This is a genomic window from Sphingomonas sp. Leaf4 (genome assembly GCF_920939515.1).
Lineage (GTDB): Bacteria > Pseudomonadota > Alphaproteobacteria > Sphingomonadales > Sphingomonadaceae > Sphingomonas.
This window is the reverse complement of the sequence record NZ_CAKLBB010000001.1, coordinates 353756-368093: the sequence shown is the minus strand read 5'-3', so window position 1 is coordinate 368093 and position 14338 is coordinate 353756. Positions and strand designations below refer to the sequence as shown.

Here is a 14338-nt window from a genome sequence, read left to right as displayed (position 1 = left end):
GCGTCGGCGTATATGGATCCCCGCCTGCGCGGGGATGACGCGGGGTTCGACGGCAAATTTCCCCTGCCAAAGTTGAATGTCGATTCGCGCTACCGCATCGCCCGCGCGATCAATGCGCCGCAATTCGCATCGCTTGCCAGCGGGTCCTGCCGGCCGCCGATCGCCTTGCCCAGCATCCGCAGCACGCCGCCGACGCTTTTGGTGCCCGGCGGAATCGCCACCTGCGGCGATTGCAGCCGCCCCGTTACCATCACCGGCCGGTCGAGCCGCAGCAGCGTCGCCTGTTTCGGCGCGCCGGTCAGCAACAGTGCCAGCGTCTCGTCGACGAGATTCACCCGGCCGCTCCCCCGCGTCTGCGCGCGCGAGGTGTCGATCACCAGCGGATCGACCCGGCCGATCCCGTTGGTCACGTCGAGCCGCAGCGCGAGGCAGCGCAGCCGCGCCTGCGCATCGTCATCGGTCGTCACCCCGCGCGCGACATCGGCACCGAGCAGCGAGGCCAGCTTGGCGGGCAGCGTGCCGTCGCGGGCGGCGAAACCGATCGTGCCGTCCGCCCGGCCGATCGCCGCGCGCACCGTATCGCCGCTGCCGACCAGCTTCAGCCGCGCGCGCAGCGGCGCGTCGACCGGCGCCCCCCCGGCAAAGGTCGAGATGCGCGAATCGGACAGCGTCAGGTCGAAGGTCGCGCGCGGCACGCGCCGCCCGCGCTGGTCGACGATCACTTGTCCCGCGATCTTCCCCTGCGACAGCGCGATCGTCAGCGGCGCGACGGTCAGCCGCCGATCGGCGATCGCTAGCGTCGCATCAAGGCCGCGCACCGCATCCGCCTCGCGCAGCCGGTCGACGTGCACCGCCAGCCGCCCGTCGAGATTGGCGAGCTTGGCAAGGTTGATCCGCGTGCCGGGCACCACGCGCGACCCGATCCGCGCCTCGATCGCCGCCGCCCGCGCCCGCCCCTCGTCGGTTTCCAGATCGGCGAACGCCAGCGAGGCGAAGCGCAGCCGGCCGTCGATCTTCGTCGTGTCGCCATCCTTGGTCACGCTCGCCCGCGCATCGGACAGCCGCGACGCACCGATCGTCCCCGACAGCCGCTCGACCGTCCATGTCGGATCGTCGTGGCGCACCTTCGCGCTCAACCGCACCGGCTGCGTCCCGAACAGCCCGGCCTCGATCAGCGCATCGAGCGTCTTGAGATTGTCGGCGCGTGCGGTCAGCTCGACCGTCATCCGCTTCGTGTTGAGCGGTGCGGCCATCACCCCCTTGGCGTCGACGGTGATCGTCGGCCCGTCGACCCGCGCGACGAACGGCCAGTCGCCGTCGCTGCGGATCACCGGGCCGGTCAGCGCCACCCGCACCGGGCGATTGTCGATTGCCCCGGTCCCGCTCGCGCGGAAGCCCTGGTCGTTCGACGTGACCGTCACCGCGAACTGCCGGTTCTGCACCGCGTCGCGATAATCGATCACGAGGTCGCGCACGGTCAGGCTGGTGATGTCCGACGCCGATCCGCCCTTGCCGCGCTTGTCGGGCGCCCAGTTCTTGGTGCCGTCCTTGGCGCGCACCATCGCCACCCGCCCGCCGTCGACCGCCAGCGCGGTCAGGTCGAACTTGCCGCGCAGCAGCGGGAGGACGCGGAAGCGCAGGTCGATCCGGTGGAGCCGCACCAGATCGCCGGGGCCAGCCCAGCTCGGCTGCGCGATGCGCAGATCACGCACGATCAGTGTCGGCGAGAACGACAGCGGCTGAACGCGCTCGATCGTGCCGATCGACACGTCAGCCCCGAACCGCTCGGCCAGTTTCGCACTTACCCGGTCGCGCAGCACCCCCCATGGAAAGGCGGCGAGGACCAGCAGCACGAGCAACAGAAGGGCAGCGAAACCGCCCAGAAGATACCGCCAGAATCGGGGAAGCGAAGCCATGGAGCGACAAGCCCGAACCCGGCGGTTCGTTCCATGGGCGCAATGGAATTACTGACAGGGGTGAAGGTTGCGTCCGCCCGACACCTCTTTCCCCAAAGCGAAGGAAGCACCTGACAACCGACCGCCTTCTTTCATCGTCACCCCCGCGCAGGCGGGGGTCCATAAACGCTGCCGTCGCGCAACCAGCCGAAACCCCGGCGTGTATGGATTCCCGCCTTCGCGGGAATGACGAGTGTAGGATGTCTTGCGACGCGCCCCGCTAAAAATCGACCGCGATGCCCTTGTGCGTCCAGTCGCCATAGCGCGTCGGGCTGAGGCCCAAGGGATCGTCGGTGTCGTTTTTGGGCGGCAGCGGTTCGGGGGTGGGCACCGGCGGCGACTTGGAGAGATGCGCAGGCGGCTTCACATGAGCGGGGCGGTTGCCCATAGGGGACTCCTTATCCGGTTCCGTCGGGCATGATCTCGGCGGACCAGCGACAGGATTCAAGTGATCGATCTTTTCATGCCCCGTTCGGAGGTGCGCTGACATGGCCCGCCCCCGCCTCGCTCCCGAAGCGCCCGGTGTTCCCGCCCGCCGCGCCGCGCTGCGCCTGCTCGATGCCGTGCTGCGACGCGGCCTGCCGCTCGAAGCGGCGCTCGCATCCGCCACCGGCGATCTCGACCGGCGCGAGGATCGCGGGCTTGCCCACGCGATCGCCGCCGCCGTGCTGCGCCGCCTGCCCGATCTCGACGCGCTGATCGACAGCGCGACGCAGCGCCCGCTGCCCGACGATGCCAAGGCGCGTTTCGCGCTGCGCATCGCCTTGGGGCAGGCGCTGGTGCTCGGCACCCCGCCGCATGCCGCGATCGCCACCGTGCTGCCGCTGGTCGACGGCGGCCCGCGCAAGCTGGTGCACGGCGTGTTCGGCACGCTGATGCGCGGCAACGCCCGCCTGCCCGATGCCGCCAGCCTGCCCGCCGACACCGATGCCCGCTGGGTAACGGCATGGGGCGAGGACATGGTGATCGCCGCCGCGCAGGCGATCGCGCAGCAACCTCCGCTCGACCTGTCGTTGAAGGGCGATGCGGGGCCGGACGGCACCACGCTTGCCCCGCGTCACCGCCGTTTGAGCGAAGCAGGGCCGATCGCCGACCTGCCGGGCTATGCGGCGGGCGACTGGTGGGTGCAGGACCTCGCCGCCTCGATCCCCGCGCGGCTGCTGGGACCGGGGCCGGGCACCGCGCTCGACCTGTGTGCCGCGCCGGGCGGCAAGACGCTGCAACTCGCCGCCGCCGGATGGGACGTGACCGCGCTCGATTCGTCGGCAGCGCGGCTTGCGCGGCTGGAGGAGAATATGGCGCGCACCGGCCTGTCGGCGAAGATCGTCACCGGCGATGCTTTGGTGTGGAAACCGGCCGAGCCGGCCGACGCGGTGCTGCTCGACGCGCCGTGCAGCGCGACCGGCATCTTCCGCCGCCACCCCGACGTGCTCCACCGCGTCCGCCCCTCGGTGATCGCCGAAACGGCGGCGCTGCAAAAGCGCCTGCTGGGTCGCGCCGCCGACTGGGTGAAGCCGGGCGGGCGGCTGGTCTATGCCACCTGCTCGCTCGAACCGGCGGAGGGCGAAGTGCAACTCGACCGTTTCCTAAGCGAGCGCAGCAATTTCACGGTCGAACCGGCGCGCGTGGACGAACTGCCCGAAGGCGTCATGCCGCACGAACGCGGCTATGTCCGCACGCTGCCCGGCATGCTGGCCGAGGCCGGCGGCATGGACGGTTTCTTCGTCGTCCGTCTGCGTCGGGCCGGGTAAGGGGTTTCACGCGAAGGCGCGAAGGGCGCGAAGAAGTAAAGTAGATTGGTTCGCGCAGAGGCGCGGAGGCGCAGAGGAAGTATTGCCCCGGGCGACCCGCTCGCTAGCGGGAGACGTTCGCACCGGACAGCCGCTACGCAGCGAACTCCGCCCCGAACGCATTCTCTCCGCGCCTCTGCGCCTCTGCGCGAACCAATCTACTTTCTACTCCGCGCCTCCGCGCCTCCGCGTGAACCAGAACTTCTTCTCCCTTCGCGCCCTTCGCGCCTTCGCGTGAACCCAATCGATCGCCACACCCGCCCCGACCCTTGCCGCCCCCAAAGACCATGCTAGGACAACAACCTATGTCATCCGTCCGCATCGCCCCCTCGATCCTTTCCGCCGATTTCGCCCGGCTGGGCGAGGAGGTCCGCGCCATCGACGAGGCGGGGGCCGACTGGATCCATGTCGACGTCATGGACAATCATTTCGTCCCCAACCTCACCATCGGCCCGATGGTGGTAAAGGCGCTGCGCCCCCACTCCGCCAAGCCGTTCGACGTCCATCTGATGGTGACGCCGGTCGACCCACTGATCGACGCCTTTGCCGAGGCCGGGGCCGACATCCTCTCGGTCCATCCCGAATCCGGCCCGCACCTTCACCGCACGCTCCAGCGGATCAAGGCGCTGGGCAAGCGCGCCGGCGTGGTGCTGAACCCCGCGACCCCGGTCGAGGTGGTCGATCAGGTCATCGACCTGGTCGACCTGCTGCTGGTCATGAGCGTCAATCCCGGCTTCGGCGGACAGAAGTTCATCGACAGCCAGTTGACCAAGATCGAGAGCCTGCGCCGCCGTATCGATGCGACCGGCCGCCAAATCGACCTGCAGGTCGACGGCGGCGTCGACCGCGTGACGGCGCCGCGCGCGATCGCCGCCGGGGCCGACTGCCTCGTCGCCGGCACCGCGACCTTCACCGGCGGCCCCGCCGCCTATGCCGCGAACATCGCCGCCCTGCGCGGCGCATGACCGAACCGCCGCCGATCGACGAGCCGCGCGACGGAATCGATGTCGGCAAGCGGCTGGTGCGGCAGGGCGGCGGCACCGGGCTGTCGCTGTCCGAACGGGTGCGCGACAAGCTGCAACGCCTCGCGTGGCGCACCCCGCTCCACGGGCTGCGGCTGAAGGGCCGCCATCCGCTCAAGCTGATCGCGGTCGCCGACGATCCGTTCCTCGGCGATCTGGATCGCGGCGCGGCGCTGCTCGCGGGCAAGCTGATGGTGCGCGGCGAAGCGCTGCCGCTCGACCGGCTGGAACTGGCCCGCCCCAAATTCTCCGCCGCCTTCGCCGAACATCTCCACGGCTTCGCATGGCTGCGCGACCTCTCCAGCGTCGCGCCGCGCGTGACGGCGGTGCCGATCGCCGAGACGATCATGCTGCAATGGCTGGCCGATCATGGCGAACGCATTACCGAACCGGCATGGAACGCCGCCACCTGCGGCCGGCGGATGCTGTCATGGATCGCGCACGCGCCGCTGATCCTGTCGTCGACCGACCTCCTCTATCGCTCGCAGGTGCTGCACGCCTTTGCCCGCACCGCGCGCCATCTCGACGGCGAAGCGGGCAAGGCCCCGGCGGGGATCGCCGCGATCGTCGCATGGACCGGGGTGGTCGCCGCCGGCCTCGTCATTCCCGGCGGTGATGCTCGCCGCGCCTTCGGCGAAACCGGCCTGATCCGCGCGCTGACGACCAGCGTGTTCGAGACCGGCGGCCTCGTCGGCCGCTCGCCCGCCGATCAGCTCGACGCGGTGATGACGCTCGCGGCGTTGCGCGAAATCTATGCCGCGCGGCGGATGACCATGCCCGAACCGGTCGCCGCGCATCTGACGATCATGGTGTCGGCGCTGCTCGGCGTGTGTCACGGCGACGGTGGCCTGTCATGCTGGCAGGGCGCGGGGCCGGTGCCGGGCGAGCGTATCGCCGACGTCGTCGCCGCCACCGGAGTCCGCACCCGCCCGCTTCGCCATGCCGGCGACTGGGGTTATCAGCGGCTGGCGGCGGGGCGCACCATCGCGATCATCGACGCCGCCCCGCCCCCGGTCGCCCGCGCCGCGCACGAGGGATGCGCCTCGACGCTCGCGTTCGAACTGTCCGACGGCGGGCAGCGGATCGTCGTCAACTGCGGCGGGGCGAACATCGCCGCGCTGACGCTGTCGGCCGATCTGCGCCGCGCGCTGCGCTCCACCGCCGCACATTCGACCCTGGTGCTGTCCGACACCAATTCGACCGCGATCCAGCCCGACGGCTCGCTCGGCAAGGGCGTCGGCGTGGTCGACATGGCCCGGCAGGAAAGCGACGCGATCAGCCGGATCGAGGGGAGCCACGACGGCTATGCCAGGCGCCTCGGCTTCCAGCACCGCCGCGTCCTGACGCTCAGCGCCGACGGCCGCGACGTGCAGGGCGAGGACATGCTGATCCCCACCGGCCGCCGCGCGCGGCGTGGCGACACGCCGTTCGTCGTCCGCTTCCACCTCGCCCCCGGCATCGCGATCGAAGCCGGCCCCGACGACCAGACCGCCTTCCTGCGCCTGCCAAACGGCCCCGTCTGGCAATTCCGCGCGAAGGGCGCGCTGCTCTCGGTCGAGGAAAGCCTGTGGATCGGCCCCGACGGCCTGCCCGTAGAGACGTTCCAGTTGGTGCTGGCGGGCACCACCCCGCCCGGCGGCCACGACCTGTCGTGGCGGTTCCACAAGACGCGGTAGCGACCGGATCGCAATCGTCCGCCTCCCGCCCCCTTGCCCTCCCCCGCCATTCGCGCGAAAGGGCGCGCCCATGGAAAACGTCCCCGCGAAACGCGCCCTGCTCTCGGTCTCCGACAAGACCGGTATCGTCGATCTCGCCACCGCCCTTGTGGGCCACGGCGTCGAGCTCGTCTCGACCGGCGGCACCGCCGCCGCGCTGCGCGACGCCGGGCTCGCCGTCCGCGACATTGCCGACCTGACCGGTTTCCCCGAGATGATGGATGGCCGCGTCAAGACGCTGCACCCGATCGTCCACGGCGGGCTGCTCGCGGTGCGCGACAATCCCGAGCATGTCGCGTCGATGGACGAACACGCCATCGGCGCGATCGATATTGTCGTCGTGAACCTCTATCCGTTCGAGGCGACGGTGACCAAGGGTGCCGACCGCGACACGATCATCGAGAATATCGACATCGGCGGCCCGTCGATGGTGCGCTCGGCGGCCAAGAACCATGATGCGGTGGCGATCGTCACCGACCCGGCCGATTACGCCGCGCTGATCGCCGAACTGGCCGAGACGGGCGGTGCGACCACGCTCACCACCCGCCGCCGCTTCGCCGCGAAAGCCTATGCCGCCACCGCCGCCTATGACTCGGCGATCGCCCAGTGGTTCGCTTTCGCCGATCAGGGACAGGCGTTCCCCGACACGCTCCCGCTCGCCTTCACCCGCGGTGCCGAGCTGCGCTACGGCGAGAACCCGCACCAGTCCGCCTCGCTCTATATCCCGCGCGGACCCGGCGCACGGGGCATCGCGCAAGCCCAGCAGGTGCAGGGCAAGGCGCTGAGCTACAACAACTACAACGACGCCGATGCCGCGCTGGAACTGGTCAGCGAATTCCGCGACGGTCCGCCGACCGTCGTCATCGTCAAACACGCCAACCCCTGCGGCGTCGCCAGCGGGACCACGCTGATCGAAGCGTACAAGGCCGCGCTGGCGTGCGACAGCGTGTCGGCGTTCGGCGGGATCATCGCGGTCAACCGGCCGCTCGATGGTGAGACGGCGCGCGCGATCAGCGGCATCTTCACCGAAGTCGTCGCCGCGCCCGATGCCGATGACGAGGCGAAGGCAGTGTTCGCCGCGAAAAAGAACCTGCGCCTGCTCCTGACCGGCGACCTGCCCGATCCGGCGCGCGGCGGCCTGACCGTCAAGAGCATCGCCGGCGGCCTCCTCGTCCAGTCGCGCGACGCCGGCAATCTGGCGCAGGTCGAGTTGAAGGTCGTGACCAGGCGCCAGCCGACGGAACAGGAACTCACCGACTGCCGCTTCGCCTGGACCGTCGCCAAGCACGTCAAGTCGAACGCGATCGTCTATGCCAAGGACGGCAGCACCGCCGGCATCGGCGCGGGGCAGATGAACCGGTTGGAATCCGCGCGCATCGCCGCATGGAAGGCGAAGGACGCCGCCGACAAGGCTGGCTGGGACAGCCCCCGCACCCTCGGCTCGGCGGTCGCGTCGGACGCCTTCTTCCCCTTCGCCGACGGCCTGCTCGCGGCGGTGGAAGCCGGGGCCACGGCGGTGATCCAGCCCGGCGGCTCGATCCGCGACGACGAGGTGATCGCGGCGGCCGACGAAGCGGGTCTGGCGATGGTCTTCACCGGCATGCGCCACTTCCGCCACTGATCCCGAAACTCCCCCCTCCCCGAACAGGGGAGGGGCCGGGGGAGGGGGGCCAGCGAGGAACCGCAACGTCCGCCGCAATTGCCTCACCCCACCGCCCACGCTACCGGCACTCCATGCCGATGTTCCGCGATACGCCCTACGCCGCCTTCCTGTTCGACATGGACGGCACGCTCCTCGATTCCAGCGCGGCGGTCGAGCGCGTGTGGCGGCGCTGGTGCGAGCGCCACGGCATCGACGCCGACGCGCTGATCGCGGTCTGCCACGGCGTCCGCGGCGAAGACACGGTACGCCGCTTCGCCACGCCGGGCATGGATGTCGACGCCGAGGCGGCATGGCTCAACGCCGCCGAGTTGGCGGATGTCGACGGCATCGTCGCGATCGACGGCATCCGGGAACTGATCGCCACCCTCGCCCTGACCGACTGGGCGATCGTCACCTCCGCGCCGCGCAACCTCGCCGAAGTCCGCTTGCACGCGATCGGCCTGCCGCTGCCGCCGGTGTTCGTCACCGCCGAGGATGTGAGCGAAGGCAAGCCCGACCCGCAGGGCTTCCGCCTCGCCGCGCAGCGACTGGGCGTCGCCCCGGAGGATTGTCTGGTGTTCGAGGACTCGCCGGCCGGCGTCGCGGCGGGCAAGGCGGCGGGCGCCGCCGTCGCCATCGTCGGACCGCGTGTCGCCGCAGAAGAGGGAACCTACGCGATCACCGACTATCGCTGACCTTCAGGCACCATAGCGCGACGCGATCCGATCGCGGCGCTGCGCGATCGACACATCGGGATCGAACTGCACCAGCGTCGCGCCGGTGTGGCGCAGCGCCGCTTCGATCGCGGACCAGCGATCGGCGGAAACCGCGAAATACAGCGTCGTGCCGCGCATCCGCCACGCCGGCACGCTCGCCGCGATCCGGCGCACCACCGCGACCAGATGCTCCTCCGACAAGGTAGCGAACGCTGCATCGCCCATCGTCGGATCGGTCAGCCGCTCGCGCACCCAGCCTTCGGATACGGCATAGTCGGGCGCGTCTGGCTTGCGCAGCACTGTCGTCCACGAACTGCGGCCGTCGCCGAACCGGCGCGCCCTCGCCTCGTTCAGATAGTCGTGCCAGCTTCGCTCATCGTTGATCGTTGGTCGGCGCAACGGGGCGAGGAACGCTGCCTTGTGCTCGGCCTCGGCCGCCAGCTTCGCGCGGTAGACGCGGCAGCCCGCCGTGCGCGCCCGCCCCCAGTCCCACGCATCGGCGAATGACGCCGCCCCGTCCGACACGCGAATCGTCAGGTCGACGGTACGCGCGTCGCGCACATAGCCGTGCTCGGGAATGACGATCGGCAGCATGATCCGCGACCCATTGTCGGAAAAGCGCGGCACGCCCCGCCAGTCGATCGAACTGACCGAGTGCGGCAACGCATCGACATAGAATGCCGGCAAAACATCACCGAGCGACAGCCGCCGCACGACCTTGCCGTCCGGCCCATACAGCACGACCGCGTTCGGGCCGTAACCGGTGCCGTGCCAGTCGTCGAACGTCGCGGCGTAGCGCCCGTCGTCGCGCACGATCGCCTTGACCGGGGCCACCCCGTTGGGGATTGGCCGGTCCCATACCACGCGCCATTGGCCGCCCTGGATCGTCTCGACGCGTGCCCGCGCTGCCTTCGACCCGTCCTCACGCTGCCCCGGCGTTGCCTTGCCGTCGACCATATCCTCGAAATACGCCAACTGGCTGTCGAGATCGCGCGGCGTCACGATCATCCGCGCCCGCCCGTTGGCCGATGGATAGGTCATGACCTCCGGCAGTTCCCAGCTATCGGCACACGACGGCTCGACCGTCGCCGACAGCCAGACCATCGCCCCCAGCACCGTCGCGATCGATCGCAGCACATCCCCGCCCCCCGCCTGTTCAGCGCAGGATGCCGCCTCCCCCGCCTGCCGGCAAGCTCAGCCGTGGACCGCCACGATCGACGACACCACCGTCTGGATCAACTGCTGGCGTTCGGGCACCGGCCGCGCGGTATCGCCGATCATCACCGCGATCGCATAGGCCTTGCCGTCCGGCGCGGTGATGATGCCGATGTCGTTGAACCCGGCGGTGCGCCCGGCCAGATCCTGTCCGGTCCCGGTCTTGTGCGCGACGCTCCACCCAGGCGGCAGCGCGGCGCGGATGCGCGCGCGCCCGGTACGGGTATGCGCCATCGTGTCGAGCAGCCACGCGGTCGACTGCTGCGACAACAGCATGCCGTGGTGCAGCCGCGCCAGCGCGTCGGCAATCGCCCCCGCGCCCGCGCCATCGGGCGGATCGGCGACATAGGCCTGATAGGCCGCGCGCCGCACGTTGGGGTCGAGCCGCGACCGCGCCTGCGCGAACGCATTGCCCTGCGAATATTCCTGCTTCCACGGCAGGCCGGCGGTCCTCGCCTGCAACAACCGCTCACCCGGACCGAAGCGGATGTTGCCCAGCCCCCGGCTGGCGATGAAGTCGCGCACCGCCACCGGCCCGCCGACGAGGTTGAGCAGCTTGTCGTTGGCGGTATTGTCGCTCATCGTCAGCGCCCGGCGCAGCAGGTCGCCGACCGTCGTGTTGAACACGCCGTCCTTCATCAGATAGGCGATCGGCTGGTGGAACAGCGTCAGGTCGCTGCGCGTGATCGCGACCGGGGTGGTCAGCGCCAGCCGGCCCTCGTCGATCGCGCTCATGGTGGTCATCGCCACCCACAGCTTGCTGACCGATTGCTGCGGCATCCGCCGGTCCATCGCATGGCCGACGACCCAGCCGTCGTCGATGCTGCGCACGGCAATGCCGACATGGCCCTGGAACCCGCCGCCCAGCGCGTTGATCGCCTGCACCAGTGCTGCCGGCGCGGGCCGGGTCTGCGCGGGCAGCGGCACTGCCACCGAATAGCGTTCGGCGCTGGCATGCGCCTGTGGCGGCATCGTCCGTGTCGCCACGCCGATCGCGCCTACGCTCACCAGTCCCACCGCCAACATCGCTCCACGCGACCGGACCAACTTCTTCATGCCTACGCCCATCACACCCCGCTACCCGCACCATGGTTGGTATCGGGTGAACGGCAAAGCGCGCGACCGAGCGGTTGCGACGAAATACCCGGTACGAACGACGAACCGCGAAACCGCTTTCAGGGCACCAGAATCGTGTCCACCGCCGCCGCCGCCGTCTCGGGATAATCGAGCGTATAGTGCAGCCCCCGGCTTTCCTTGCGGTGCAACGCCGATCGCACGATCAGATCGGCCGACTGCAACAGGTTGCGCAGTTCGATCAGGTCGGGCGTCACCCGGAAATGCCCGTAATAGTCGGCCACTTCCTCGTTCAGCATCGCGATGCGGTGCCGCGCGCGCTCCAGCCGCTTGGTCGTGCGCACGATGCCGACGTAATTCCACATGAACCGGCGGATTTCGGTCCAGTTCTGCTTGATGACGACTTCCTCGTCCGAATCGGCCACGCGGCTTTCGTCCCACGGCCGGATCGCGGGCGGCGGCGGCAGGTCGCCCCAGCGGGCGGCGATGTCCGCCGCCGCCGCCTCGCCGAACACGAAACATTCGAGCAGCGAGTTGGACGCGAGGCGATTGGCGCCGTGCAGTCCCGATTGCGATACCTCGCCCACCGCATACAACCCGGGCAGGTCGGCCCGCCCCGCGCGGTCGATCACCACCCCGCCGCAGGTATAATGCTGCGCCGGCACCACCGGGATGCCCTGCCGCGTCATGTCGATGCCTAGCCCCAAAAGCTTGTCGTGGATGTTGGGGAAGTGCCCGCGCACGAAGTCCGGGTCCATGTGACTGATGTCGAGATGGACGTAATCGAGGCCAAAGCGCTTGATCTCGGCATCGATCGCCCGCGCGACGATGTCGCGCGGTGCCAGTTCGGCGCGGGGATCATAATAGGGCATGAAATTCTTGCCCGTCGTGGGATTGAGGAGCTTGCCGCCCTCGCCGCGCACCGCCTCGGTAATCAGGAAGTTCTTGACCTCCAGATTGTAGAGGCAGGTCGGGTGGAACTGCATGAATTCCATGTTCGACACGCGGCACCCCGCGCGCCACGCCATCGCGATGCCGTCGCCGGTCGCCCCGCGCGGCGCGGTGCTGAACAGATAGGTCCGCCCCGCCCCCCCGGTGGCGAGGATCGTCGCCCGCGCGGTGTACAGCTCCACCCGGTCGGTCGCGCGGTTGAAGGCATAGGCCCCCCATACATTCCCTGCCCCCGAATAACGCTGCTCGTGCCGGCTGGTCGCAAGGTCGACCGCGACCATGTCGGGCAGCAGGGTGATGTTGGGATGCGCCTTCGCCGCGCGGATCAGCGCTTCCTGCACCGCCCATCCGGTGGCGTCGTCGACATGGACGATGCGGCGGTGCGAATGGCCGCCCTCGCGCGTCAGGTGCAGCGCGTCGCCGTTCATGTTGAACGGCACGCCCAGCTTCGCCAGCCGCTCGATCGCCGCCGGCGCGCCCTCGACCACGAACTCCACCGCCGAGCGGTCGTTGAGGCCGGCGCCCGCGACCATCGTGTCCTCGACATGGTTCTCGAACGTGTCGCCGGGTTCGAGCACGGCGGCGATCCCGCCCTGCGCCCACGCGGTCGACCCTTCGTTCAGCGCGCCCTTGGCCAGCACCGTCACCCGGAACCGCTCGGCAAGGTTCAGCGCGGCGGTAAGCCCCGCCGCACCCGATCCGATGATGAGGACGTCGGACTGGCACGCATCGTTGGGCAAGGGGCTCTCCGCGGTTCGTTTCACCCCCGCCTACGCGGGTTTGCCGGCGGGTTACAAGGCGGTAGGGGGAGCCAGGCGTTCACGCGAAGGCGCGGAGACACGAAGGGGGTCCGGCGTCCCACAAGCGCCGCCGTTACCACAACCCGTTCACGACAACCACGCCAGCCACCACGAGCGAGCGCCCCTCTGCGCCTCCGCGCCTCCGCGCGAACCTCTTATCCACGCCAGCGATGACCCCTGGACACCCGCCACACCCATTTCGTCATCCCGGCGAAGGCCGGGATCCACCGCGCCGCGCACCCGCCGGCGTCGGCGCTCGCGGAACCATGGATCCCGGCCTTCGCCGGGATGACGGAGGTGATCGGATTGGGCGATGGTCCCGAAAACCCGGCAAGGCTGAAAGAAGGTTGTTCGCGCAGAGGCGCGGAGGCGCAGAGCGGTCCCGCCTGCCGATCACGTCCGCCACCATCACCGCCGGGGAAGAAACGAGGGCGCATCCGGCCACGCACCCCCTCCGCGTCTCCGCGCCTTCGCGTGAACCGGCCTTCTTAACCCCTCAAACGTTGGTCAGATTGAGGAACACATCCTCCAGATCGGCCTCGCGCGTCACTACGTCGACGATGCCGTATCCCTGCCCCGCGACCGCCGCCAGCACCTCGCCCGCGTTCGCCACGTCCTTGCGATACGTCACCGCCAGCACCCGCTCGCCCTTGCGCTCGACCTTCTCGAAACAGCCCGCATCGGGCAGCGCGGCCACGTCGCGGTCCAGCGTCAGTTCGACCACCTTCTCCTGCGCCAGCCCGATCAGCGCGCGCGTCGGTTCATTCGCCACCACCCGGCCGTGGTTGATGATCGCGATCCGGTCGCACAATTGCTCGGCTTCCTCGAGGTAATGGGTGGTCAGCACCACCGTCACCCCCTGCGCGTTGAGGTCGCGCACATAATCCCAGAGTTGCTGGCGAAGCTGGATGTCCACCCCGGCGGTCGGCTCGTCGAGCACGAGCACCGGCGGCGAATGGACCATCGCCTTGGCCACCATCAACCGCCGCTTCATGCCGCCCGACAGCGTCCGGGCATAGGCGTTGGCCTTGTCCTCCAGATGTACCGCGCGCAGCAGGTCCATCGTCCGCCGCTGCCCCTTGGGCACGCCGTACAGCCCGGCCTGAATCTCCAGCGTCTCGGACGGTGTGAAGAACGGATCGAACAGGATTTCCTGGTTCACGATCCCGATCGACGCCTTGGCGTTGCGCGGGTGCTTGTCGATGTCGAAGCCCCAGATCGACGCCGTGCCCGATGTCTTGTTCACGAGGCCCGCCAGCGTGTTGATGAGCGTCGACTTGCCCGCCCCGTTCGGCCCCAGCAGCCCGAAAATCTGCCCGCGAGGCACATCGAACGACACCCCATCCAGCGCGCGCTTGGGTTCCGCCCCGCCCTTGCCCCCCGCATAGGTCTTGCACAGGTCGCGGATCGAAATGGCGGCGTCGGTGTGGGGGCTGGTCATGGCTGTGGCGATTACGC

The 14338-nt window shown here is 69.6% G+C and carries 11 protein-coding genes; 5 read left to right on the top strand and 6 right to left on the bottom strand.

The window, feature by feature from the left end; all coding sequences use genetic code 11:
• Positions 1-89 precede the first annotated feature (89 nt).
• Both LRA89_RS01565 and LRA89_RS01560 read right to left on the bottom strand, forming a co-directional pair.
• Entirely contained in the window at positions 90-1916 is a 1827-nt protein-coding gene (locus LRA89_RS01565; protein WP_230635869.1) for an AsmA family protein, read from the bottom strand.
• Positions 1917-2175: 259 nt separating this feature from the next.
• Positions 2176-2343, bottom strand: coding sequence for a DUF1674 domain-containing protein (locus LRA89_RS01560; RefSeq protein ID WP_082448120.1), 168 nt, complete (start codon positions 2341-2343; stop codon positions 2176-2178).
• A gap of 100 nt (positions 2344-2443) precedes the next feature.
• Between LRA89_RS01560 and LRA89_RS01555 the strand changes: the two genes are divergently transcribed.
• The 5 genes from LRA89_RS01555 (at position 2444) to LRA89_RS01535 (ending at position 8819) form a co-directional block, all read left to right on the top strand.
• Positions 2444-3706, top strand: coding sequence for an RsmB/NOP family class I SAM-dependent RNA methyltransferase (locus LRA89_RS01555; protein ID WP_230635867.1), 1263 nt, complete (start codon positions 2444-2446; stop codon positions 3704-3706).
• Positions 3707-4050: 344 nt separating this feature from the next.
• Positions 4051-4710: a ribulose-phosphate 3-epimerase gene (rpe, locus tag LRA89_RS01550; RefSeq protein ID WP_230635865.1), complete on the top strand. Its 660-nt coding sequence runs from the start codon at positions 4051-4053 to the stop codon at positions 4708-4710.
• Positions 4707-6443: a heparinase II/III family protein gene (locus tag LRA89_RS01545; RefSeq protein WP_230635863.1), complete on the top strand. Its 1737-nt coding sequence runs from the start codon at positions 4707-4709 to the stop codon at positions 6441-6443. Before rpe ends, LRA89_RS01545 begins: the two co-directional genes overlap by 4 nt.
• 70 nt (positions 6444-6513) lie before the next feature.
• The gene (gene purH / locus LRA89_RS01540; RefSeq protein WP_230635861.1) at positions 6514-8103 is read left to right on the top strand and encodes a bifunctional phosphoribosylaminoimidazolecarboxamide formyltransferase/IMP cyclohydrolase; all 1590 of its coding nucleotides are present in this window, start codon (positions 6514-6516) and stop codon (positions 8101-8103) included.
• 113 nt (positions 8104-8216) lie between these two features.
• On the top strand, positions 8217-8819 hold the full coding sequence (locus tag LRA89_RS01535) for an HAD-IA family hydrolase (protein WP_230635859.1): 603 nt from the start codon (positions 8217-8219) through the stop codon (positions 8817-8819).
• A gap of 3 nt (positions 8820-8822) precedes the next feature.
• On the opposite strand, the gene LRA89_RS01530 is transcribed toward LRA89_RS01535, so the two are convergent.
• From LRA89_RS01530 to LRA89_RS01515, 4 genes are all read right to left on the bottom strand, one after another.
• Entirely contained in the window at positions 8823-9977 is a 1155-nt protein-coding gene (locus LRA89_RS01530; protein ID WP_230635857.1) for a hypothetical protein, read from the bottom strand.
• Between the two features lie 57 nt (positions 9978-10034).
• Positions 10035-11111: a serine hydrolase gene (locus tag LRA89_RS01525; protein ID WP_230635855.1), complete on the bottom strand. Its 1077-nt coding sequence runs from the start codon at positions 11109-11111 to the stop codon at positions 10035-10037.
• Positions 11112-11230: 119 nt separating this feature from the next.
• Positions 11231-12820: an L-aspartate oxidase gene (gene nadB, locus LRA89_RS01520; protein WP_056498782.1), complete on the bottom strand. Its 1590-nt coding sequence runs from the start codon at positions 12818-12820 to the stop codon at positions 11231-11233.
• 556 nt (positions 12821-13376) lie between these two features.
• Positions 13377-14321 carry an ABC transporter ATP-binding protein gene (locus tag LRA89_RS01515; protein WP_230635853.1) on the bottom strand — a complete coding sequence of 315 codons (945 nt, stop codon included), beginning with the start codon at positions 14319-14321 and terminating at the stop codon, positions 13377-13379.
• Positions 14322-14338: the final 17 nt, after the last annotated feature.